The organism is Nocardioides donggukensis (assembly GCF_014842875.1).
In the GTDB taxonomy this organism is placed as follows: domain Bacteria; phylum Actinomycetota; class Actinomycetes; order Propionibacteriales; family Nocardioidaceae; genus Nocardioides; species Nocardioides donggukensis.
The window spans coordinates 655,137-676,525 of the sequence record NZ_JACYXZ010000002.1 but is presented as its reverse complement, the minus strand read 5'-3'; the positions used below and the strand labels follow the sequence as shown (position 1 = coordinate 676,525).

The following is a 21,389-nucleotide window of genomic DNA, read 5'->3' as shown; positions in this document are numbered from 1 at the left end:
CGTGCGTCACACTGGTGCCATGGCATTGTTCGACCGATTCCGACGGTCCTCCAGGATGCGGCGTCCGGGGCGCGACACCGCCCGCACCGGCTCCACGACCGTGCGCGGCTCCAGCACCGAGGACGAGCAGCACCTGCTCGACTTCGTCTCCAGCCGCCGGGGGGTGGAGGGATTCGTGGAACCGCGGACCGCGGTCAGCGACGTCACGCTGCTGCTCGTCGCCCACGACGGGGAGTGGACCCGCCGGCGGGTGCCGTCGGTCGACTGGGCGCACCGGTTCGCCAACAAGCACCAGGTGCCGTCGTACGACGCGGCGGTGGTCGGGGTGCCGCAGCGGATGCGCGACTACAACCGCCGGCAGAAGGACCAGGAGCGCGGGTAGTAGGTTTCCCGGGTGTCCTCCAAGCCTCGCATCGCCCTGCTCATCGACGCCGACAACTCGCCCGCGGTCAAGATCGACCTGATCCTCAACGAGCTCTCCGGGTTCGGCGAGCCCAACATCCGCCGCGCGTACGGCAACTGGAAGAAGGCCGGCCTCAAGGGCTGGGAGCAGGTGCTGCACGCCAAGGCGATCCGCCCGGTGCAGCAGTTCGACTACAGCCGCGGCAAGAACGCCAGCGACATGGCGCTCGTGGTCGACGCCATGGCGCTGCTCTACACCGACGAGCCGGACGCCTTCGCGATCGTCTCCAGCGACGCCGACTTCACGCCGCTGGTGATGCACCTGCGTGACCGTGGCGCGTCGGTCTACGGGTTCGGCGAGCGCAAGACGCCCGAGCCGTTCGTGGGTGCCTGCAGCCGCTTCCTCTACCTCGACCAGCTCGGGGTCTCCGACGAGGAGGACGACGCCGACGACGAGCCCGAGGTCTCGACGTCGGCCCGGCCGTCGGCACGGGAGACGCCGCACCGGACGCCCACCGCGGAGCTCAAGCAGGACGCCGCCCTGGTCGACCTGCTCCGCAACGCCGTCAAGTCGGCCGCGGACGAGAGCGGCTGGGCGCGGATCGGCGCCGTGGGCAACCACATCGGCAACCAGTCGTCGTTCGACCCGCGCAACTACGGCTACGCCTCCATGAGCAAGCTGCTCAAGGCCACCCAGCTCTTCGAGATCGCGCACGAGGGCACCAACGACGTCTCGGTGCGCGACAAGCGCAAGAAGTCGCGCGGCTGACCCGCCGGGGAATCTGAGGAGCCTGGGCCCGCATCTGAGGGGGTCCTCCCGATGTGCGGAGCCGTCGGTGTCCACGAGGGTCGAGGTGTCGGAAAGTTCCACCTCTGGAAGGACACATCATGTCTCGCATTCTCACCCGGATCCCCCCGGCACTCCTGGCCGCGGGGTTCCTGACGCTGACACTCACCGGCCCCGCCACCGCGATCCCCGACCCGGGCGTCCCCGTCGGCGAGAGCGGAGCGACGGTCGTCCGGGAGATCGAGGTGCCCGTCGACGACGGCGCGCTCGAGCTCGTGCAGATCGGAGTGGGGGTCGCCGCGGGCCTGGCCCTCGGCGCGGGTGCCGTCGCGATCGGGGCGCGACGGCACCAGCAGGACCGGTCGCAGGGCCGGACGTTCAGCCCGGCCTGACGGGCTGACGGGCCGGGCTGACGGGGGTTCCGGCGGGCCGCCTCCCCTTCACGGGGAGCCGGCTCGCCGCTCCGCGGTCCTGGTGCGCTGCCGCGGCACGGTGCCGGAGGCTCGGCGCCGGGCGAGGTCGGTGAGCTCGATCCGGCTCGTGGTGCCGGTCTTGCGCAGCAGGTTGGACACGTGGACGCTGACCGTCTTGGGGCTGATGACCAGGGCGTCGGCGATCTCGGCGTAGGTACGTCCGGCCCCGAGGTGGGCGAGGACCTCCTTTTCGCGTGCGGTCAGGTGCGGCCAGGCGTCCGCGGCCGCATCCAGGTCGGCGCCGGGCTGGTCGAGCGAGACGTGGGCCTGCCCGGCCAGGGCCCGGACGTCGTCGAGGAGGGGAGCGGCCCCCATCTCGGCGGCCAGGGCGGCCGCGGTGCGCAGCGACTCGGCCGCCCTGGCCCGGCTTCCTCCCCGGGTGAGCAGCGCCTCGCCCAGCCGGTAGGTCGCGAGGGCCTCGTCCCACCGCAGGTGGGCGGCCCGACAGGCCTCGACCGCGGTGACCCACTGCTCGACGACGCGGCCACGGTCGTCGCGGCAGCGGGCGGACTCGGCCAGGTAGAGCCGGCCGACGGCCCTGAGCATCGGGTCGTCCCCCGCGCAGTCGCGGATCTCCCGGGCCCGGTCACCGGCCAGCTCCTCGATCCGGGCCAGCTGGGCCGCCACGGACGCGCGTCGCCCCGGTTGTGCGGCCACATCGCCCGCGGCGCGGGCGGCGCGGAGCAGGAGCTCGCCGGTCCACTGCAGCTCCGGCTCGAGCGTGTGGGGCATCCACGACTCCACGAGGTAGAGGACGCCCTCGTTGTCACCCTCGGACCGGGCCTCCTCGAGCGCGGCCCGGCGATCCGGCTCGTCCTCCGTCGGGAAGCCCGGCGACAGCTCGCGAGCCCGAGCCATGTGGGCACGCGCGGTCGGGAGGTCGCCGCTGCGGTAGGCGAGGATCGCCGCAACGCCCCTGGCCGTCGCCGCGGGTCCGGGCGCCTGGCGCCTGCTCATCAGGACCCGCAGGTGCGCCCCCGCCTCCGTCCAGCGTCCGAGCTCACAGAGCCAGCGGGCCGGGTCCGCGCCGATGCCGTAGGCGGCATCGTGGAACCATCCCCGGTCCAGCATCCGGCCGAAGGCGGCGAGCGACCGGTCCGTCGCGTCGGCCAGGCGCCCCAGGCTGGCGAGCGCGTGTGCGTGCCACACCGCGACCAGGCCGATCTGGCGGGGGTCCCCGACCTGCCACGCCAGGTCGAGGGCCTCCTCGGCGTCCGCGAGTCCCTCGGGCGTGCCCGCGCGGATCTGCGCGCGGATGGCCAGGGCCCCGGCGACGGCGCTCGGTGAGCCCACGGAGCGCGCCATGCGCACCGACTCCTCCGACAGCACCGGGGCGTCCGGGTCGTCGAACCACATCAGGACGAGCGCGAGGGCGGAGAGGGCCCTGGCCTTCTCCGGGCTCGCTGGGCGGTCCCGGACCAGCGCCAGCGTCTCGGCGACCGGCTCGACGCGGGGCCAGGGCTCCAGATCCAGTCCGCTCACGATGCGCAGCCACGTCAGCGGCAGCCGCAGCTTCACGGCGAGCTCGGGCTCCTCGTGCTGGTCGACGAGGGAGAGGGCCTGCTCGCGGAGCCGGACCGCGGCGACGTCGGCACCGCTGCACCGGGCGGAGTCGCTCGCGCGGATCAGCAGCTGTACCAGGTCGCCGGCTTCGGCGCGGGCGTCGGGACCGGCGTCGGGCCAGAGTCGGCAGGCGCGCTGGAGGTGCTCCGCCTCCTCGGCGAGGGCGCGGAGCTCCAGGGCGGCCGCTGCCGCACGCAGGGACCAGCGCAGCGCCTCGTCGGTGTTGCCCGCGGCGGCGTGGTGGAGGGCCAGGTGCGTGGCCCGGGAGTGCTCCGGGACCGAGCCGGCGTCCTCGAGGATCTCGATGTACTCCCCGTGCAGCCGACGCAGGTCGCTGGGCGCCACGGTGCCGCCGATCACCTCGGCCAACAGGGGGTGGTGGAACCAGACGTCCCCGGTCGGGGTCAGGCGGACGATGCCCTCGGCACGCGCCTCCTCCAGACACGTCCGGACGCGGGACACCGACAGGTCGCGGCCCCGGGCGAGTCGCTCCAGGACCCCGAGCTCGACGGGTCGCCCACCGACCGCGATCCACTGCATGAGCGCCCGCGCCTCAGGGCTCAGACGGTGCCAGGACGCGAGCAGCACCTCGGGCAGCTCCCTGGCACCCCCGGTGAGGGAGCCGGCGGTGCCTTCGGCCCGGAGGAGCACCTCGGTGAGGTAGGGGTTGCCCTTCGCGCGGGCGAACAGCGCCGCTGCCTGCCGCGCCGAGCCGCCGGCACCCTGCAGTGCGGAGACCAGGTGGTCGGTGTCGAGCAGGTCGAGGCGGTCGAGGCGGATCGGCTCCACCCCGGGCATGCGGCGCATGTCGGCCAGCCAGCCGTGCAGCCGGTGACCGTCCTCGAGGTCGGTGTCCCGGTAGGTGCCGAGGACGCTGATGCGCACACCGGGGCCGAAGCCTCCGATCAGGAAGGCGAGGACGTCCAGCGACGTGGTGTCGGCCCACTGGAGGTCGTCGACGACGAGGACGAGCGGCGTCTGCTCGGTGATCCGCTCCAGTACCGTGGCCACGAGCATGACCAGCCGCTGCGTCTGGGAGGACCCCGGCGCCGAGCCGAGGGCCGGAGCGATCGCGGCCAGGTCCTGTGCGCCGTCCAGGACGCGGCCCCGCTCGTCCGGCGCAGCCTGTCGGTGCCAGTGCGTGAGCACCTGTCCGATCGGCAGGAACGGCGACGAGTCCGCCGCGAACCGGAGGCAGCGTCCCCACAGCACCAGGTGCCCGTCGGCCGCGGCGTCGTCGGCGACGTCCGCGACCAGCCGGGTCTTCCCGATGCCGGCCTCCCCGGCGACCAGGACGGCCCGTGGGGTCCCGGTGGCGGAGTCGTGCAACGCCGAGACCAGCAACTCCCGCTCGGCGTCCCGCCCGACCACAGGGGAGCGAGGCTCCATGCGGCCATTGTCCAAGCCCGGGGCCGGAACGGCTAGCGGGTATCGCCAATCGTCAGGCTCGCGCAGCGGGACAGTCGGCGCGTCAGGCTCTACGTTCTGCAGGTTCCACGTGCCCAGAACCTGCAGAACGTAGAGCCTGTCAGGCTCGTCGAGCCAGGGCGGCGAGCTCGATGCGGTTGGCGGTGTCGGTCTTGCGCAGCAGGTTCGAGACGTGGACGCTCACGGTCTTGGGGCTGATGACCAGGACGTCGGCGATCTCGGCGTACGTGCGGCCGGCGACGACGTGGGCGAGGACCTCCCGCTCCCGGTGGGTGAGGGTCGGCCACTGGGCGCCGTCGCGGTCGCTGGCAGGCGCCGGTCGGTCGAGGCAGAGGTGTGCCTGTGCGGCGAGGGCGTGGACGTCCGCGACGACCGGGGCGGCACCGAGATCGGTGGCCAGGCTCGCCGCGGTCCGGAGCGCACCGGCCGCCCCACTGCGGTCGTGCCGTTCCAGCAGGGCCTGGCCCAGGTGGTAGCAGGCCAGCGCCCGATCCCAGGGAAGACCGGCCTCCGCGCAGGCGACTTCGGCGGCGCTCCAGAGCCCGACCAGCGGGCCCCGGTCGTCCTGGCAGCGGGCCCGCTCGGCGGCGTACACGCACCTGAGTGCCGGACTGACGTGGTCCTCGCGAGAGCGGCGGGCGAACCACCCCCGCTCCGGTGCCACCCGGCTCTCCATCCGGTGCAGCCGTCGGCCGGCGTCGGACCGGTGTCCGCGGAAGGAGGCCAGCTCGCCGGCCGCCCGAGCCGCCCGGACCAGAAGGTCCTCGGCCACGGCGGGTGAGGCGCCGACCGCCTCGGGCAGCTGCGCCTCGACGAGGTCCAGGACCCGCTCATGACCGCCGTCGAAGGCGTGCTGCTCCAGCACTGCCAGGAGGCTCAGCTCGCCCAGGGCCGGCGGGCCGCTGGCCAGCTCCAGGGAGCGGGTGAGGTGTGTTCGGGCCAGGTCGGCCTCGCCCGCCCGGAACGCCAGCACTGCCGCCACGGAGCGCACCCAGGAGGCCGGGCGGGGGGCCTGCCGGCGGCCGAGCAGCTCCCGAAGCTGAGCCCTGGCCTCGGGCCATCGGCCGAGGGTGCACAGGTACAGCGCCGGCGTCGCGCTCAGCCCGTAGGCGGCGTCGTGGAACCAGCCGCGCTCCACCATCCTCCGGAAGGCCGCGAGCGACTGGTCGGCGGCCTCAGTCGCTCTGCCGAGCTCATAGAGGGCGTCGGCACGGCAGAACTCCGCCATGCCGATCAGCCGGGGCTCCTCGATCCGCCAGGCGAGGGCGACGGCCTCCTCGATGGCCGCGAGCGACTCCGGCGCCCCCACCCGGAGCAGTGACGTCGCGGACATCACGTGGGCCAACGTCCGTTCCGAGCCGAGGTCCCGGGCCATCGCGAGGGCCCTCTCGGCGAGGCGGGCCGCGTCGGGGGCTCCGTCCCATCGCGCGAGGTAGCTCGCGTGGGCCAGGACCTGCGCCTTCGCGGAGCTGGACGGCCGACCCTCGAGCAGGCTCAGCATGTCTCGGAACGTCGTCTGCCGCACCATGTCGTCGAGGCCGCTCGACACCCGCAGCCAGGGCAGCAGCAGGCTCAGCTCGACGGCCAGCTCCGGCTCGGCTCGTGCGTCGACGAGGGACACGGCTTCCTCACGCAGCCGGACGGCCGCGAGATGGTCGCCGCTCCTGCGCGCGCTGTCGCTGGCGCGGGTGAGCATCGGCACCCGCTCGCCGGCCGCGGCGCGGGCTCGGTCGCTCGCCTCGGGCCAGAGTCGACAGACCCGCTGCAGGTGCTCGGTCGCCTCGGCGAAGGCACGCACCCGCTCGGCCGCGTCAGCGGCGAGCAGGGACCATCGAAGCGCCTCGTCCGTGTGACCGGCGCCCTCGTGGTGCAGGGCCAGGTGAGCAGCCCGTGAATGGTCCGGGGTGTCGGCGGCGACATCCTCGGAGACGGCCTCGAGTACGTCGACGTAGCGGGCGTGGCGGGTCCTGAGCTCGCCGGGGCCCATCGTGTCGGCGATCACCTCGGCCAGCAGCGGGTGGTGGAACCAGACCACGCCAGGCGCCACGAGGCGGACGATCCCCTCGGCGCGGGCCTCCTCGAGGCAGGTCCGGAACCGGTCGTCCGCGATCCCGGCCGCGACCTGCTCGAGGTCGGCGAACCGCACGGGTCGGCCGCCGACGGCCAGCCACTGCATGAGCGCCCGCGCCTGGGGTGTGAGCCGGTGCCAGGAGGCGAGCAGGACCGTCGAGAGGTCGGTGGTCGCGGCGGACGTCGTCCGCTCACCGTTCGAGCGGACCAGAACCTCCGTCAGGTAGGGGTTGCCCTCCGAACGCTCGAACACGTCGTGGGAGAGCCGGCCGATGCCGGTGCCGCCGCGGAGTGAGGACACGAGGTGCTCTGTGTCCTGCAGGTCCAAGCGCTCGAGACGGGTGGTCGCGACGCCCGGCAGGCGGAGCATGTCGGCCAGCCAGCCGTGCAGCCGGTGTCCGTCCTCGAGGTCGGTGTCTCGGAAGGTGGCGAGGAGGGCGAGCCGTCGAGCCGGTGCGAAGCCGCTGATCAGGTAGGCCAGCAGGTCCAGGGAGGTGGCATCGGCCCACTGGAGGTCGTCGACGACGAGGACGAGTGGCTTCTCCTCGGTGATCCGATCCACGACGGCTCCCGTCAGCGGGATCAGTCGGCTGGTGCCGTCGGGATGCGCGGTCCCTGCTGTGCCCCCGAGCGCGGGGGCGATGGTGGACAGCGCCGCGGCACCGGCGAGGACCCGGCGTCGCTCCTGCGGTCCGGCAGTCCGGTGCCACTGTGTGAGCACCTGTCCGATCGGCAGGTACGGCGAGGACTCCGCACCGAAGCGCATGCAGTGTCCCCACAGCACCAGGTGCCCGTCGGCCGCGGCGTCGTCGGCGACGTCCGCGACCAGCCGGGTCTTCCCGATGCCGGCCTCCCCGGCGACCAGGACGGCCCGCGGGGTCCCGGTGGCGGAGTCGTGCAACGCCGAGACCAGCAACTCCCGCTCGGCGTCCCGCCCGACCACAGGGGAGCGAGGCTCCATGCGGCCATTGTCCAAGCCCGGGGCCGGAACGGCTAGCGGGTATCGCCAATCGTCAGGCTCGCGGACAAGAGCCTGTCAGCCTCGTCGGGCCAGGGCGGCGAGCTCGATGCAATGAGGGGTGCCGCGCGGTCAGGCCTGCGCGGCGACGTACTCCATCAGCGTCGCGACCCCGAAGCCGGTGCCGCCGGAGGTGGTGTAGCCGTGCACACCGCCGGGGTTGAACCCCGGGCCGGCGATGTCGACGTGGCCCCACGGGATGCCGTCGGTGAACTCCCGCAGGAAGGCGGCCGCGAAGAGCCCGCCGCCCCAGCGCACCCAGTCGTGCTGGGCGATGTCGGCGACCTTGCTGCTGGTGACCCGCTCCCGCATCTCGTCGGGGATCGGCATCGGCCAGACCGCCTCGCCCGCGGCGTCGGCGGCGGCTCGGAGCCCGGCGACCACGTCGTCGGCGCCCATGACCCCGGCCATCCGCTCGCCCAGGGCCACGACCATCGCGCCGGTCAGCGTGGCGATGTCGACGATCGTGTCCGGCTTCTCCTCGGCGGCCAGGACCAGCGCGTCGGCCAGGATCAACCGACCCTCGGCGTCGGTGTTGGTCATCTCGACGGTGGTGCCGCCTCGGATCGTGAGCACGTCGCCGGGGCGCATGGCGGCGCCGGAGATCATGTTCTCCGCCATCGGCGCCCACGCGGTGACCCGCACCGGCAGGTTCAGCTGCGCGATGAGGAACAGCGCCTGGACCACCGTGGCGGCGCCGGCCATGTCCTCCTTCATGTGCAGCATCGAGGCCGGCGGCTTGATCGTGTAGCCGCCCGAGTCGTAGGTGATGCCCTTGCCGACCAGTGCCACGTGCCGGGTGGCGCCCTTGGGCTCCCAGGTCAGCTTGACCAGACGCGGGGGAGCCTCCGAGCCCTTGCCCACGGCCAGGATGCCGCCGCAGCCCTCGGCGGCCAGCTTCTGCTCGTCCCAGACGGTGATCCCCACCTTGGGGGCGCCGCGACCCGACGTGAGCTCCTTGTGGGCGGCGACGACGGCGTCGGCGAAGACCGGCGGGGTGAGGTCGCCGGCCGGGAGGTTGACCCAGTGCCGGGCACCGGCCACGCAGGCGGTGACCGCGCGGGCCCGCTCGAACGCGGCGACGGTGTCCTTCTTGCGGGCCTGCTCGCTGAGCACCACGACCTCGCCGGCATCGGTGCGCCCCGGCTTGGGGTCGGTCTTGTACTCGGTGAACGTGTAGCCCCCGAGGGCGAATCCCTCGGTGACCGCCCGCACCAGCTCGGGCGAGTCGGCCGGGAGCGCGATCGCGACGGAGGCGGCGTTGGTGACCGTGCGGGCGGCCACCCCGGCCGCGCGGCGTACGCCGACGGGGGTCAGCGCCCGCTCCTCGCCCAGGCCGACCAGCACCAGCAGCGGCGACTTGATCGTCCCGCCCGTGGGCACCTTGGCGGTCTCGCCGTCCTTGCCGGTGAAGCCCAGCGTGGCCAGCAGCGGGGCGAGCCTGCGCCCGTACGCCTTGGCGACGTCACCGCCTCCCGTGGCCACCACCGGGCCCTTCTTGCTCGAGGTGACCCCGACCACGACGGCATCGCATCGGGTCTTGGCAGGGCTGGCGTTGCGGAGTGTGTACGTCGTCACGCCCTGCACTCTAACCACGCCGTCCGGGTGGGATACGTTCGGCCGTATGACCGACGAGTCCGCCCCGCTCCGCTCCCCGCTCCGCTCCCCGCTCCACGACCGGCACGTCGCGCTCGGCGCCAAGTTCGCCGACTTCGGTGGCTGGACCATGCCGCTCGAGTACGCCACCGGCGTGGTGAAGGAACACACCGCCGTTCGCGAGGCGGTGGGCATCTTCGACGTGAGCCATCTCGGCAAGGCGCTGGTCTCCGGGCCGGGCGCGGCGGCGTACGTGAACGCCACGCTGTCCAACGACCTCGGCCGGATCGAGCCGGGCAAGGCGCAGTACACGCTCTGCTGCGACGACGCCACGGGCGGGATCATCGACGACCTGATCGCCTACTACCAGGACGACGAGCGGATCCTGCTCGTCCCCAACGCGGCCAACACCGCCGAGGTCGTGCGCCGCCTGCGCGAGCAGGCGCCGGACGGGGTCGAGATCAGCGACCACCACGAGTCGTACGCCGTGCTCGCCGTGCAGGGCACCCGCTCCGACGAGACCCTGGCGGCGGTGGGGCTCCCGGTCGGCCACGACTACATGACCTTCGTCGAGGCCGAGCACGCCGGCACCGGCGTCGTGGTCTGCCGCACCGGCTACACCGGCGAGCGGGGCTACGAGCTGATCGTCCACAACGACGGGGCCCTCGCGCTGTGGGACGCACTCGTCGCGGCGGGCGAGGAGCACGGGCTGCTGCCCTGTGGCCTCGGCGCCCGGGACACGCTGCGCACCGAGATGGGCTACCCGCTGCACGGGCAGGACCTGCGGCCCGACGTCACCCCCAACCAGGGCCGGGTCGGCTGGGCCTGCGGCTGGAAGAAGGAGGCGTTCTGGGGCCGGGAGGTGCTGCTGGCCGAGCGGGAGCGGGGCTCCGACGTGCTGCTGCGCGGCCTGCTCGCCACCGGCCGTGGCATCCCGCGGCCCGGGATGAGCGTCACGCTGACCGCGGACGTCCCGCTGTGCGACGTCACCTCCGGCACCTTCTCGCCGACGCTGAAGAAGGGGATCGGCCTCGCGCTGATGCCCCGCATCGTCGAGGACGGCGCCGAGGTCGGCGTGGACATCCGGGGGCGTCGCGAGATCTTCACCGTGGTCAAGCCGCCGTTCGTGGAGCCCTCGGTCCGCGAGTCCTGAGCCGGACGGCCCAGCCCGCCACCGTTCGTGCTCAGGCGCCGGAGGCGATGACGAGGGCGGCGGTGAAGCCGGTCTCGACCACGGCGCCGTAGACGTCGCCGGTCACGCCGCCGAAGCGGGTGCGACAGCGCAGCGCGAGTGCGAGCGCAGGTACGACGGCCAGCAGCACCAGCGTCATGCCCTGACGACCGTCGACGAGTGCCGTGGCGATGACGAGGAGCGCCAGGCCGAGCGCGACCAGCACGGCCGACCGACGGGACACGGTGCCCGCGACCGTGGCCCCGAGCCCGTCGGCCCGCGCGGCGGGCAGGGCGGGCACGGCGGCCAGGGGCAGCAGTCCGCGACTGACCACCAGCGCGAGGAGCAGCACCAGTGCCCCGTCGCCGCGGGCCAGGCAGGCGGCGAGTGCCGTGACCTGCAGGAGCAGCACCAGCACCAGCGTCACCACCCCGAACGGGCCGATGTCGGAGCGTCGCATCACCGCCAGCGCCTCGGCGCCGGACCTCCCGCTGCCGAGCCCGTCGGCGGTGTCGGCCAGTCCGTCCAGGTGCAGTCCGCGGGTGAGGAGCGCGAGCGCCGAGACGACCAGCGCGGCGAGGACCGGGGGAGCGAGCAGGTCGTCCAGGAGCACCGCCGCGACCGCGAGCGGCAGCCCCAGCACGAGGCCGACGACCGGAGCCAGCAGCATCGCCCGGCCGGCGGTCCGCCGGTCGACCGACGCCGGCGCCGCCACCGGCACGGCCGTCAGCGTGCCGAGAGCCAGGCGCACGGCGTTCACAGCCGGACCACCCGGCCCGCCACACACCACCGCACGTCCTCGGTCTCGGCGCCCAGCCGGGCGTTGAGCCGCCCCATCTCGTCCCGGAACCGGCGCACCGACGCGGTGTCGGGCACCACGCCCTGGCCGACCTCGTTCGACACCGCCACCACGCGGCGCCGGGTGCCGCGCCAGGCGGCGAGCAGCGCGTCCACCTCGGCGGCCACGGCCTCGCGGCCGTCGCGGTGCCAGGCGTCGTCGTTCCACGCGTCGTGGGCGTCCATCACCCGGGTCAGCCACAGCGTCAGGCAGTCCACGAGGATCGGGCCGCCCTCCCGCCCCAGCAGGCCCACCAGGTCGAGCGTCTCGATCGTGGTCCAGCGGGCCGGCCGCTCCTGACGGTGCCGGGCCACCCGGGCCACCCACTCCGGGTCGTCCGGGTGCGGGTAGGAGGTCGCGACGTAGGTGACCTCGGCGTCGGCGAGGATCCGCTCCGCCTCCCGCGACTTGCCGCTGCGGGCACCGCCGAGCACCAGGGTGCGCAGCACCGTGCCGGGGTCCCCGTCGTCTGCGGCGGACGCCTGGCCGGCTGTGAGCCGGGTGCCGTCGTCGACCACGCGGGCGCCCCAGTCGGCCAGTCGCCGGGCCAGCTCCGGCGTCGGGGGGTTGTGGTGGGAGAGGTGCACCGCGACGACGTCGGTGGTGTCGGTGACGGCACCGACCTCCCGGAGCCGGCGGAGCTGCTCGGCGAAGGACGGCAGGTCCAGGTGCGCGGTCCCGTGACCGGTGTGGTCGCCGAAGGTCTCCTCGAGGAACACCACGTCGTACGCCGCGTCCCGCAGCGCCTCGACGTCGGGCAGTGGCCCGGTGTCGGTGCCGTAGAAGACGTGCCCGGACGGCGCCGTCACGTCGTAGAGCACGTCGTCCGGACCGTGGGCCGCGGCGACCACCCGCACCGTCCCGCCGGGCAGGTCGAGGACGTCGCCCGGAGCCACCTCCACGAACCGGACCGGCGTGTCCGGAGCCAGCCACGGTCGGCAGGCCGCGACGACCGACGCCGGCCCGATGACGTCGAGCGGCTCGTCCCCGCTCACCCACGACCGGAAGAGCAGGAAGGCCGGCGCGCAGTGGTCGGGGTGGTCGTGGGTGAGCAGGACGTGCCGGACCCCGGTGAGGGACACCCCCGCCCGCTCCGCGAGCCGCGGCGTCTCCGGCCCGCAGTCGAGCAGGAACGAGTCGACCAGCACCGACGTCTGGGCCCGCACCCGTCCGGCCCCGCGCTCGGCGGCACAGGAGGCGCAGGTGCAGAACGGGTTCGGCCAGCCGTCGGCGGACCCGGTGCCGAGCACGTGGATGCTCATGGCTCGAACCGCACCGGCACGCCGAAGGCGGCCCGGCGCGACACCCTGCGCAGGGCCCGCAGGAGCGGCCGCCCGGCCACCAGGATCAGCAGGAACGTGAACACCCCGCGCCCGAGGTCCCACACCACCGACGTGGTCAGGTAGTAGCGCCCGTAGTTCGTGGCGTTCGCCAGGGCGTCCGCACCGGGCACGAAGCTCAGCCCGTCGCCGTACACGCCGAACGGCCAGAACCACAGGTTCATCAGCAGCCCGTAGAACAGGCCCAGGAAGAAGCCGAGCACGGCCAGCGCCAGCACCTCCAGCCGACCGGTCATCCGCGGCAGCGATCCCGAGGCGAAGCCGACCCAGCCGGCCGCCATCATCTGGAACGGGAGCCACGGGCCCACGCCACCGGTGATCAGTGCCCCCACGAACAGCGTGAGGCAGCCGAGGACGAAGCCGAAGCCGCGCCCGAACACCCGCCCGCCGAGCATGATGATCGCGAAGCTCGGCTCCAGACCGGCCACCCCGGGCGAGAGGGCCCGCATCGCGCCGCCCACCGAGGAGAGCATGCCGAGCAGGGCGATCGCCTTCGCGTCGATGCCCCCTGCGTTGAGCTCGGCCAGCACGATGGCGGCGAGCAGCGGCAGGATCAGCACGAAGAACCAGGGGGCGTCGGTGCTGTGCGAGGTGCCCTCGAAGCCGTTGCCGGGCTGGAACACGAACGGCCAGCCGAACGCGACCAGCGTGACCAGGCTGGACAGCGCCAGCGCGGCGGCGGCTGCGGCGTGCACCCGGACCACGGCGACGTCACTCATCGGCGGCTCGCCGCCAGCGCCGAGGCGACGTCGCGCGCGGTCAGCCACGGCTGGGGGGCCATGATCTTGGCGACCTGCGGGGCGAAGGCGGGGGAGGAGACGACGACCTCGCGCGCGGCGCCGTCGGCGACCACCTCGCCGTCCGCGAGCACCACCACCCGGGTGGCGACCTCGGCGACCAGCTCCACGTCGTGGGTTGCCAAGACGACGCCGTGCCCGTCGGCGACCAGGTCGTGCAGGATCGCGACCAGGTTCTGCTTCGCGGTGTAGTCCAGGCCCCGGGTCGGCTCGTCGAGGAGCAGCAGCGCGGGCCTCTGCGCGAGCACGATGGCCAGGGCGAGCGTGAGCTTCTGGCCCTCGGACAGGTCGCGGGGGTGGGTGTCGGGGTCGATGCCGTCGGTGAGCCGGTCCATCAGCGCCCGCGTGGTCCCGGCGGGGGCGTCCGCGTCCCGGTCGGCCATCTCGCACTCGGAGCGGACCGAGGCGGCGTAGAGCAGGTCGGCGGGGACCTGCGGCACCAGCCCGGCGCGAGGCGAGTCGATCGTGCCGGACTGGGGTCGGTGCAGGCCGACGAGACCCCGCAGCAGGGTCGACTTGCCCGCCCCGTTGCGCCCCATCAGGGCCACCACCTCGCCCGCCGACACCGTGAGCGAGACGTCCTCGAGCACCGGTCGCCGGGGGTAGCCCAGCACCAGGTTCCGGGTCGTGGCCAGCACCTCGCCCGAGACCCGCGGGCCGTGCTCGGGAGGGGGTACGACGGCCAGCTCGGCGCGCAGGGCGACCGACCGCCGACGGGCGTCCCGCACGGTCAGGGGCAGGGGATCCCAGCCGGCGGCCCGGCCGAGCTCGACCACCGGTGGGGCGATCGGCGTGCCGGCGAGCATCGTGGCCGGCGGCCCGTCGACCACGGGGGAGCCGTCGCCGGGGACGTGGACGATGCGGTCGACGAACTGCACGACCCGCTCGAGCCGGTGCTCGGCCAGGACGACGGTGAGGCCCAGGTCGTGCACGAGCCGCTGCATCGTCGCCAGCACGTCCTCCGCGGCGAGCGGGTCGAGGGCGGAGGTCGGCTCGTCCAGCACCAGCACGCGCGGGTGGGTGGTCAGCACCGAGCCGATCGCCACCCGCTGCTGCTGGCCGCCGGAGAGCTGGGCCAGGGGCCGGCCCCGCAGGTCGGCCAGGCCCAGGAGGTCGAGGGTCTCCTCGACCCGCTTGCGCATCACCGACGGCGCGACGCCGAGGGACTCCATCGCGTAGGCCAGCTCGTCCTCGACGTTGTCGGTGACGAAGCCCGAGAGCGGGTCCTGGCCGACGAAGCCGACCACGTCGGCCAGGTCCCGAGGCCGGTGTGAGCTGGTCTTGCGGCCGTCGACCTGGACGGTGCCGCGCAGCGTGCCACCCGAGAAGTGGGGGACGAGCCCGTTGATGGCCCGCAGCAACGTGGACTTGCCGCTGCCGGTGCGGCCCATCACCAGGCACATCTCCCCCTCGGGGATGGTCAGGTCGACCTCGGAGAGCACGGGGGAGGCGGCGCCGGCATAGGTGACCGAGACCCGGTCGAAGACGATCATCGCGCCACCCGCGCGGGCGCGATCGGCAGCGGGGGCGCGAGCACGGCCGGCAGCAGGGCGAGGGCGATCCCGAGACACGCGAGCAGGGGCACCGGCGGCACCGCCGTCGACGAGGAGAGCACCAGCACGCCCGGGTCCACCCGGACCTGCCAGAACATGAGGGCGGCCGCGGCGAGGCCGCTGGCGACGACCAGCAGCTCCGGCAGGGCCCAGGGGTCGGGTCGGTAGCGGGTCCGGCCGGTGCGTCGTCCGCCGGAGGCGATGCCGAGGACGCCGAGCGCGGCGCCGACGAGCAGCATCGGCAGCCCGAGCCAGGAGTCGGCGGTCCCGGCCAGCAGGCCGTAGACGCCCACGCAGGTGCCGAGCGACCCGGCCACCACGAGCAGGGACGTGGTGCGGCGGGCCCGGGGGTCGGTCGTCGTGGTCCGCCCGTAGCCGCGGGAGTCCATGGCGGCGGCGAGCTCGACGGAGCGCTCGAGGGCGCCCTCCAGCATCGGCATCGCCAGCCGGCCCAGGCGGCGCACCCGGCCCCGGTTGCCGCCGCGCAGGCGGGCGGCGTCCCGCACCCGGCGGGCGTCGCCGGCCAGCTGGGGGGCGAAGGTGAGGGCGATGACGCAGGCGATGCCGATCTCGTAGAGGGCGGCCGGCACGTAGCGCAACAGCTGGCGGGCGCTGCCCAGGGCGTTGGCGGCCCCGATGCAGCAGAAGATCGCCGCCAGCTGCAGGGCGACGTAGAACGCCGTCAGCAGCGCCTCCAGCGTGACGTCGCCGCCGAGCTGGATGCCGAAGGAGTCGGGCACCGGGATCTCGGGGAGGGAGAAGAGCACGGTGGTGCCCTGGGTGCTGCCCGAGAGCAGCGTCTGGAAGACCAGGTGGATGGCGATCACGATCAGCGCCAGCCGGAAGAAGAGGGCGTACGACGCGGCCCAGGGCGTGTCGCCCCGCCGGGCCGAGACCACGAACCAGGTGACCGCGATGATCAGCACCAGCGGCACCGGGTTGGCGGTCCGGCTGGCGGCCGCCGCCAGGCCGAGCGCCCACAGCCACCAGGCACCCGGGTGCAGGGCACGGGGGTGGGTGATCCGGTGGTGTGGGCGCATCGGCTGGGCTCAGGCGGTGGTACGGCGTCGGTTGAGCAGGACGCCGCCGGCGACGACCAGCACCACGAGGACCGCGATGCCGGCCAGGAGCAGGGCGTTGGACCCCTCGTCGCTCTCGGAGGCGGCCGAGGTGTCGGAGCTGTCCGAGGAGCCGGACTCGCCGGCCTCGCCGGACTCGTCACCGGTCTCGTCGCTGGCGACGGCGAACTCGACCGTCCCGGCGTCCGCGGGCGTGCCCTCGGCCACCTTCTCGTCGGCGCACCCGGTCTCCGGGTAGCCGCTGATGCCGCACACCAGGGGACCGAACGACGACTTCTGCGTGCGCAGGTCCGGGGCCACCGCCTCGAGGGTCTGCAGGCCGTTCGCCTTCGCCGGCACCACCGCGCACAGGGCCTCCGGCTCGGGCACCTCGGCGCCGTCGGCGTCCTCCTCGACGCCGTAGTCGAGGAGCACGGCGACGCGCTTGTCGCCGGACTCGGCGGTCTTGTCGCCGCACACCGTCTCGAAGTCGACCTCGGAGAGGTCGGCGCGGGGCAGGTTCGGCTGGGTGTAGTCGGCGGGCGCCGCGAAGCGGTAGGCCTCGACGTCGCCGTCGGCGGGCTTGGCGCCGGAGGGGCCGGTCTCCTGGGCGACGAACTCCCCGTCGGTGACGGTGAAGTAGGCCCAGTAGCGGTAGACGTCCGCCGCCTGGGCCGGTGTCGTGGCGCCCACGAGGGCAACGGCGGACAGGAGCAGGGTGAGCAGCGCGGCGAGCGCGGCCCGGAAGGGGGCGTGCATGGTGGTTTCCTTCTCTGGTGCGGTACACAGAGGCGAAACCGGGACCGGGTAGATCGATCCCGGCTCCGTTCCGCAGACCTCGACGGTTGTGTGGAGCCGCCACCCCGATCCGGCATTCCGGCTCTCCGCCCACCGGAGGGTGGACGGACCACGGCTGCGGGTCAGCGCCGGACTTCGACCGGCTTCCCCGGAGCGGGATGTGGACGGTGCGCCGCGGAGGCGACGTACCAGTGCGAAATGTGCCACCGCGCCTGCCGTTCGTCAAAGGCTCCCGACGTTAGTCTCGCCACATGGCAAAGCTTCCCGACGAGCCGCCCACGTTCCGGCCTGCCGCCGCGGCCCCGCACCCCTGGACCTGGCGGCTCGAGGACTCCGCCGGCCGCCCGGTGGAGATCACCGGCGAGCTGTCCGGCGCCACCTTCGCCAGCCAGGCCGACGCCGAGTCCTGGGTGGGGGAGGTCTGGTCCGACCTGGCCGCCCTGGGTGTCGACGCGGTGTCGCTCTACGAGGCCGACCGCCTGGTCTACGGCCCGATGTCGCTGCATCCCTGAGGTCGGCGGACGGCGGTAGGCTCGCTCCCGTGCAGCCCTACCTCGACCTCCTCCAGCGGGTCCTCGACGACGGCGTGGAGAAGGGTGACCGCACCGGCACCGGCACCCGCAGCGTCTTCGGCCACCAGATGCGCTTCGACCTGCGGGACGGCTTCCCGCTGGTGACGACCAAGAAGGTGCACACCCGCAGCGTCTTCGCCGAGCTGCTGTGGTTCCTGCGCGGCGACACCAACGTGAAGTGGCTGCAGGACCGCGGCGTGACGATCTGGGACGAGTGGGCCGACGACGACGGCGACCTGGGCCCGGTCTACGGCCACCAGTGGCGGTCGTGGCCCACCCCGGACGGGCGGCACGTCGACCAGATCGCGCAGGTCGTGGAGCAGATCAGACGCGACCCGGACTCCCGCCGGCACATCGTCAGCGCCTGGAACGTCGCGGACATCCCGCAGATGGCGCTGGCGCCGTGTCACACGATGTTTCAGTTCTACGTCGCCCCCGCGACCTCGTCGGACCCGGGCCCGGGCCGGCTGTCCTGCCAGCTCTACCAGCGCAGCGCCGACGTGTTCCTGGGCGTGCCGTTCAACATCGCGTCGTACGCCCTGCTGACGCACATGGTGGCGCAGGTGGCCGGGCTCCGGGTGGGGGACTTCGTGCACACCCTGGGCGACGCGCACCTCTACTCCAACCACCTCGACCAGGCCCGGCTCCAGCTCACCCGCGACCCGCGGCCGCTGCCGAGGCTGGTCCTCGACCCGACCGTGACCGCGCTCGACGCGTTCGACCTCGAGCACATCGCGGTGGAGGGCTACGACCCGCACCCGGGGATCAAGGCGCCGATCGCGGTATGACCCCGGTCCCCGAGTCCACCGCTCCCTCCGACCGGCCGGGCCGGGGGGACGGGGCCGGCCGCGCGGGCCGGTTCGGCCGCGTGGTGATGGTGGCGGCCTACGCGGAGAACCGGGTGATCGGGGACGCCGGCGGGATCCCGTGGCACCTGCCCGAGGACTTCGCCCACTTCAAGGCGATCACGATGGGCCAGACGCTGGTGATGGGCCGTCGGACCTACGAGTCGATCGGGCGACCGCTGCCGGGCCGGACCACGATCGTGGTCACCCGCGACCCGGACTGGGGCGCGGAGGGCGTGATCATCGTGCGCAGCCTCGAGGCTGCCCTGACCCACGCGGCCGCCCTCGACGGCGACACCGTGATCGCCGGCGGCAGCCAGATCTACGAGCAGGCGATGCCGCACGCCACCCACCAGGTGCTGACCGAGGTGCACCGGTCGCCGCCGGGCGACACCCACTACCCGGCCTTCGACGCGGGGGAGTGGCGGGAGACCCGGCGGGAGGCACACGAGGGATTCGACCTCGTCTGGTGGGAGCGACGGTGAGCCACCCGCCGCGCGAGGGGGACAGCTTCGGACGCTACGAGATCGTCCGGGTCCTGGGTCGCGGCGGCATGGGCGTGGTTTACGAGGCCCGCCAACCCGAGCTGGACCGCTCGGTCGCGCTCAAGGTGCTCTCCTGGGACCTCGCCGAGGACGCGTCGTTCCGGGAGCGGTTCGTGCGCGAGGCCACGATGCTGGCCCGGCTGGACTCCCCGCACGTGATCCAGGTCCACGAGTCCGGGGTGCACGAGGACCAGCTCTACATCGCGACCCAGCTGGTCGCGGGCGGCGACCTGCGGACGCTGATCAAGGAGACGGGGAGCCTGCACCCGGCGATGGCGCTGGCCGTGCTGGCGGACGTCTGCGCGGGTCTGGCCGACGCGCACGACGTCGGCCTGGTGCACCGGGACGTGAAGCCGGGCAACGTGCTGGTCCGGCGGCGCGGCGACGACGTGCACTGCTACCTCTGCGACTTCGGGATCGCCCGGTCCACCGACGACACCCACACCCGCACGTCCGGGATCATCGGCACCGGCTCCTACATGGCGCCGGAGCGGCACGAGGGCGTCCCGGCCTCCGAGGCCTCGGACATCTACTCGGCCGGCTGTCTGCTCTGGGCGACGCTGACCGGCGCCGCGCCGTACCCCGGCGGCACCGACATCGAGGTGGCCTTCCGGCACCTGCACGACCCGGTGCCCCAGCTCGAGGGCGACGCGGACTGGCTCGTCGTCGTCAACCACGTGCTGCGGCGCTCCATGGCGAAGGCCCCCGCCGACCGCTACCCGGGTGCCTCCGAGATGCGCACCGACCTGCTCCGGGCGCGGGCTCGGGTGCCCGCGGGCGACGCCGCGGGGCCCGACCGTGCGGGCGACCCGGACGCCACCCTCGTCGTGCCGCCCCGCCCGCCGGCCGAGCCCACCACCGCGACGGCGCCGGGCGGCGGGCCCGCGGTCGAGTACCCGCGACACCGGCGCGGGCTGGCGCTCTCGGGGGTGGTCGTGGTGCTGGCGGCCGGCGTCGGTGGCTACCGGCTGCTGGCCGGGGGCGGGGGCGAGGAGCCGGCCGTGGGCACCACCGCGGAGTCGGCCGCCGCGCCGGGCGAGTCCGGTCAGGCGCGGCCCTCGGAGGACCAGACGTGTTGGGGCGGCGCCGTGGTGGCCACCGCGGCCGACTGCGCCCGACCCCGCGGCCGGGCCGGGCTGGCGTCGGTGTTCGCGTCGTTGGACGCGCAGTGCCAGCCGGTCGAGGCCCCCGCGATCGCGGGCAAGGCCGAGGTCTTCACCTGCCGGTACGGCGACTACCTGATGCGCTACACCCGCTGGGAGCCCGAGGCCGACCGGTTCGGGCACTACGACCGCGCGAACCCGGGCGCGACGCGCGAGGAGTGGCTGCTCGACGGTGAGCTGGCCGGGCTCCAGTGGACCTCCTTCGAGGCGGGGGACCGCGAGCCGTTCCAGTGGTCGGCCGCCTACTTCGACGCGGAGTACTCGGTCAGCGTCGAGGGCATCTCCGCGCAGGCACGGCGGACCGGCATGGACCGGGTGCGGGCCACGCCCCTGGACCGGATCGGGCTGCGCTGAGCCGCTGAGCGGTGATCCGCCGGGCAGCCGCCCCGTGACGGAGCCGGGGCATCCTGCGTGGTCCTCCGGGCCCGGCAACCGATACCGTGAGGCCCATGACCCCAGCTCCGTTCGGGCGCGTGCTCACCGCGATGGCCACCGCCTTCCACGAGGACGGCTCGGTCGACCTCGACGGCACCGCCAGGATCGCTGCGCACCTCGTCGACCACGGCCACGACGGCGTCGTCGTGTCCGGCACCACCGGTGAGTCGCCGACCACGTCGGTGGCCGAGGACGGCGAGATCCTGCGGGCGGTCAAGGACGCCGTCGGCGGGCGGGCCAGCGTGGTCGCCGGGGTCGGGACCAACGCCACCGCGCACTCGGTCGAGCTGGCCACCCAGGCCGAGAAGCTCGGAGCCGACGGGTTGCTCCTGGTCACGCCCTACTACAACAAGCCCGGCCAGGCGGGTGTGCTCAACCACTTCCGGCAGGTCGTGGCCGCCACCGACGTGCCCGTGATGCTCTACGACGTCCCCGGTCGCACGGCCACCACGATCGAGCTCCCCACCTACGAGACCGTGGCCGAGTGGGACACCGTCGTCGCCGTCAAGGACGCGGTCGGCGACTTCCCGCGGGGCGTGCTGCTCTCCGAGCTGGGCTACGCCGTCTACTCCGGCGACGACGTCGCCAACCTCGGCTGGCTGGCGCACGGGGCGGTCGGCTTCGTCTCCGTCGTCGGCCACGCGGCCGGCGACCAGCTCCGGGCGATGGTCGACGCCTGGTCCGCCGGCGACGCCGCCGAGGCGCTGCGGGTGTTCACCGCCCTGCTGCCGGCGATCGACGCCGTGATGGGCGTGGCCAACTACGGGGCGACGACCGCCAAGGCCGCCCTGCAGCTGCTCGAAGTCCTCGACAACCGCCGTGTCCGCAGCCCGCTCGTCCCGCTGGACGAGGACGAGTACGCCGCGCTGCGCACCTCACTCATGACCGCTGGGCTGTTGCCGGCCTGAGCCGGTCGCCCGAACCCACAGGAGCACCC

Annotated in this window: 18 protein-coding genes; 9 read left to right on the top strand and 9 right to left on the bottom strand. The window is 74.0% G+C overall.

What is annotated here, in order from left to right; genetic code table 11:
• Positions 1–19 precede the first annotated feature (19 nt).
• The 3 genes from IE331_RS09535 to IE331_RS09525 all read left to right on the top strand — a co-directional run bounded on the left by IE331_RS09535 (position 20) and on the right by IE331_RS09525 (position 1,581).
• Positions 20–382, top strand: coding sequence for a hypothetical protein (locus tag IE331_RS09535; RefSeq protein WP_201931516.1), 363 nt, complete (start codon positions 20–22; stop codon positions 380–382).
• A gap of 12 nt (positions 383–394) precedes the next feature.
• Positions 395–1,171 (top strand): NYN domain-containing protein, encoded by a 777-nt coding sequence (locus IE331_RS09530; protein WP_192142831.1) that lies wholly within the window; start codon positions 395–397, stop codon positions 1,169–1,171.
• 119 nt (positions 1,172–1,290) lie between these two features.
• Entirely contained in the window at positions 1,291–1,581 is a 291-nt protein-coding gene (locus IE331_RS09525) for a hypothetical protein (protein WP_192142829.1), read from the top strand.
• A 48-nt stretch (positions 1,582–1,629) separates the two neighbouring features.
• Here the strand turns inward: IE331_RS09525 and IE331_RS09520 are convergent, their stop codons facing one another.
• The 3 genes from IE331_RS09520 to IE331_RS09510 all read right to left on the bottom strand — a co-directional run bounded on the left by IE331_RS09520 (position 1,630) and on the right by IE331_RS09510 (position 9,319).
• Positions 1,630–4,614 carry a helix-turn-helix transcriptional regulator gene (locus tag IE331_RS09520; protein ID WP_192142827.1) on the bottom strand — a complete coding sequence of 995 codons (2,985 nt, stop codon included), beginning with the start codon at positions 4,612–4,614 and terminating at the stop codon, positions 1,630–1,632.
• Positions 4,615–4,753: 139 nt separating this feature from the next.
• A complete protein-coding gene (locus IE331_RS09515; protein WP_192142825.1) occupies positions 4,754–7,684 on the bottom strand; it encodes a helix-turn-helix transcriptional regulator in 2,931 nt (976 codons plus the stop codon).
• Between the two features lie 129 nt (positions 7,685–7,813).
• Positions 7,814–9,319, bottom strand: a complete 1,506-nt coding sequence (locus IE331_RS09510) for a leucyl aminopeptidase (protein ID WP_318646801.1) — start codon at positions 9,317–9,319, stop codon at positions 7,814–7,816.
• A gap of 46 nt (positions 9,320–9,365) precedes the next feature.
• On the opposite strand from IE331_RS09510, the gene gcvT reads away from it, so the two are divergent.
• The gene (gene gcvT, locus IE331_RS09505; protein ID WP_192142821.1) at positions 9,366–10,490 is read left to right on the top strand and encodes a glycine cleavage system aminomethyltransferase GcvT; all 1,125 of its coding nucleotides are present in this window, start codon (positions 9,366–9,368) and stop codon (positions 10,488–10,490) included.
• 31 nt (positions 10,491–10,521) lie between these two features.
• Here gcvT and cobS read toward each other — a convergent pair whose 3' ends face one another.
• The 6 genes from cobS to IE331_RS09475 are packed head-to-tail and all read right to left on the bottom strand — an operon-like array spanning position 10,522 to position 16,853.
• On the bottom strand, positions 10,522–11,268 hold the full coding sequence (gene cobS / locus IE331_RS09500; protein ID WP_201931514.1) for an adenosylcobinamide-GDP ribazoletransferase: 747 nt from the start codon (positions 11,266–11,268) through the stop codon (positions 10,522–10,524).
• The gene (locus tag IE331_RS09495; RefSeq protein ID WP_192142818.1) at positions 11,265–12,608 is read right to left on the bottom strand and encodes a bifunctional adenosylcobinamide kinase/adenosylcobinamide-phosphate guanylyltransferase; all 1,344 of its coding nucleotides are present in this window, start codon (positions 12,606–12,608) and stop codon (positions 11,265–11,267) included. Before IE331_RS09495 ends, cobS begins: the two co-directional genes overlap by 4 nt.
• Complete coding sequence (locus IE331_RS09490) at positions 12,605–13,405, bottom strand: ECF transporter S component (protein WP_192142817.1); 801 nt, start codon at positions 13,403–13,405, stop codon at positions 12,605–12,607. The genes IE331_RS09495 and IE331_RS09490 overlap by 4 nt, the downstream gene beginning before the upstream one ends.
• Positions 13,402–14,976, bottom strand: coding sequence for an ABC transporter ATP-binding protein (locus IE331_RS09485; RefSeq protein ID WP_192142816.1), 1,575 nt, complete (start codon positions 14,974–14,976; stop codon positions 13,402–13,404). Before IE331_RS09485 ends, IE331_RS09490 begins: the two co-directional genes overlap by 4 nt.
• Positions 14,973–16,076, bottom strand: coding sequence for an energy-coupling factor transporter transmembrane component T (locus IE331_RS09480; RefSeq protein ID WP_192142815.1), 1,104 nt, complete (start codon positions 16,074–16,076; stop codon positions 14,973–14,975). Before IE331_RS09480 ends, IE331_RS09485 begins: the two co-directional genes overlap by 4 nt.
• A 9-nt stretch (positions 16,077–16,085) precedes the next feature.
• Positions 16,086–16,853 (bottom strand): SCO2322 family protein, encoded by a 768-nt coding sequence (locus IE331_RS09475; RefSeq protein WP_192142814.1) that lies wholly within the window; start codon positions 16,851–16,853, stop codon positions 16,086–16,088.
• A gap of 290 nt (positions 16,854–17,143) precedes the next feature.
• Between IE331_RS09475 and IE331_RS09470 the strand changes: the two genes are divergently transcribed.
• The 5 genes from IE331_RS09470 (at position 17,144) to dapA (ending at position 21,360) form a co-directional block, all read left to right on the top strand.
• Complete coding sequence (locus IE331_RS09470) at positions 17,144–17,404, top strand: hypothetical protein (protein WP_192142813.1); 261 nt, start codon at positions 17,144–17,146, stop codon at positions 17,402–17,404.
• A 29-nt stretch (positions 17,405–17,433) separates the two neighbouring features.
• A complete protein-coding gene (locus IE331_RS09465) occupies positions 17,434–18,252 on the top strand; it encodes a thymidylate synthase (RefSeq protein ID WP_192142811.1) in 819 nt (272 codons plus the stop codon).
• Positions 18,249–18,794 carry a dihydrofolate reductase gene (locus IE331_RS09460; protein ID WP_192142809.1) on the top strand — a complete coding sequence of 182 codons (546 nt, stop codon included), beginning with the start codon at positions 18,249–18,251 and terminating at the stop codon, positions 18,792–18,794. Before IE331_RS09465 ends, IE331_RS09460 begins: the two co-directional genes overlap by 4 nt.
• Complete coding sequence (locus tag IE331_RS09455) at positions 18,791–20,371, top strand: serine/threonine-protein kinase (protein ID WP_192142807.1); 1,581 nt, start codon at positions 18,791–18,793, stop codon at positions 20,369–20,371. The genes IE331_RS09460 and IE331_RS09455 overlap by 4 nt, the downstream gene beginning before the upstream one ends.
• 95 nt (positions 20,372–20,466) lie before the next feature.
• Entirely contained in the window at positions 20,467–21,360 is an 894-nt protein-coding gene (gene dapA / locus IE331_RS09450) for a 4-hydroxy-tetrahydrodipicolinate synthase (RefSeq protein ID WP_192142805.1), read from the top strand.
• The last annotated feature ends 29 nt before the right edge of the window (positions 21,361–21,389 follow it).

Excerpts from the sequence above, each read along its gene's own strand:
- IE331_RS09535 (WP_201931516.1), top strand. The coding sequence starts at position 20 with ATGGCATTGTTCGACCGATTCCGACGGTCCTCCAGGATGCGGCGTCCG.
- IE331_RS09525 (WP_192142829.1), top strand. The coding sequence starts at position 1,291 with ATGTCTCGCATTCTCACCCGGATCCCCCCGGCACTCCTGGCCGCGGGG.
- IE331_RS09520 (WP_192142827.1), bottom strand. The coding sequence starts at position 4,614 with ATGGAGCCTCGCTCCCCTGTGGTCGGGCGGGACGCCGAGCGGGAGTTG.
- IE331_RS09515 (WP_192142825.1), bottom strand. The coding sequence starts at position 7,684 with ATGGAGCCTCGCTCCCCTGTGGTCGGGCGGGACGCCGAGCGGGAGTTG.
- gcvT (WP_192142821.1), top strand. The coding sequence starts at position 9,366 with ATGACCGACGAGTCCGCCCCGCTCCGCTCCCCGCTCCGCTCCCCGCTC.
- IE331_RS09495 (WP_192142818.1), bottom strand. The coding sequence starts at position 12,608 with ATGAGCATCCACGTGCTCGGCACCGGGTCCGCCGACGGCTGGCCGAAC.
- IE331_RS09490 (WP_192142817.1), bottom strand. The coding sequence starts at position 13,405 with ATGAGTGACGTCGCCGTGGTCCGGGTGCACGCCGCAGCCGCCGCCGCG.
- IE331_RS09485 (WP_192142816.1), bottom strand. The coding sequence starts at position 14,976 with ATGATCGTCTTCGACCGGGTCTCGGTCACCTATGCCGGCGCCGCCTCC.
- IE331_RS09480 (WP_192142815.1), bottom strand. The coding sequence starts at position 16,076 with ATGCGCCCACACCACCGGATCACCCACCCCCGTGCCCTGCACCCGGGT.
- IE331_RS09475 (WP_192142814.1), bottom strand. The coding sequence starts at position 16,853 with ATGCACGCCCCCTTCCGGGCCGCGCTCGCCGCGCTGCTCACCCTGCTC.
- IE331_RS09470 (WP_192142813.1), top strand. The coding sequence starts at position 17,144 with ATGGCAAAGCTTCCCGACGAGCCGCCCACGTTCCGGCCTGCCGCCGCG.
- IE331_RS09460 (WP_192142809.1), top strand. The coding sequence starts at position 18,249 with ATGACCCCGGTCCCCGAGTCCACCGCTCCCTCCGACCGGCCGGGCCGG.
- dapA (WP_192142805.1), top strand. The coding sequence starts at position 20,467 with ATGACCCCAGCTCCGTTCGGGCGCGTGCTCACCGCGATGGCCACCGCC.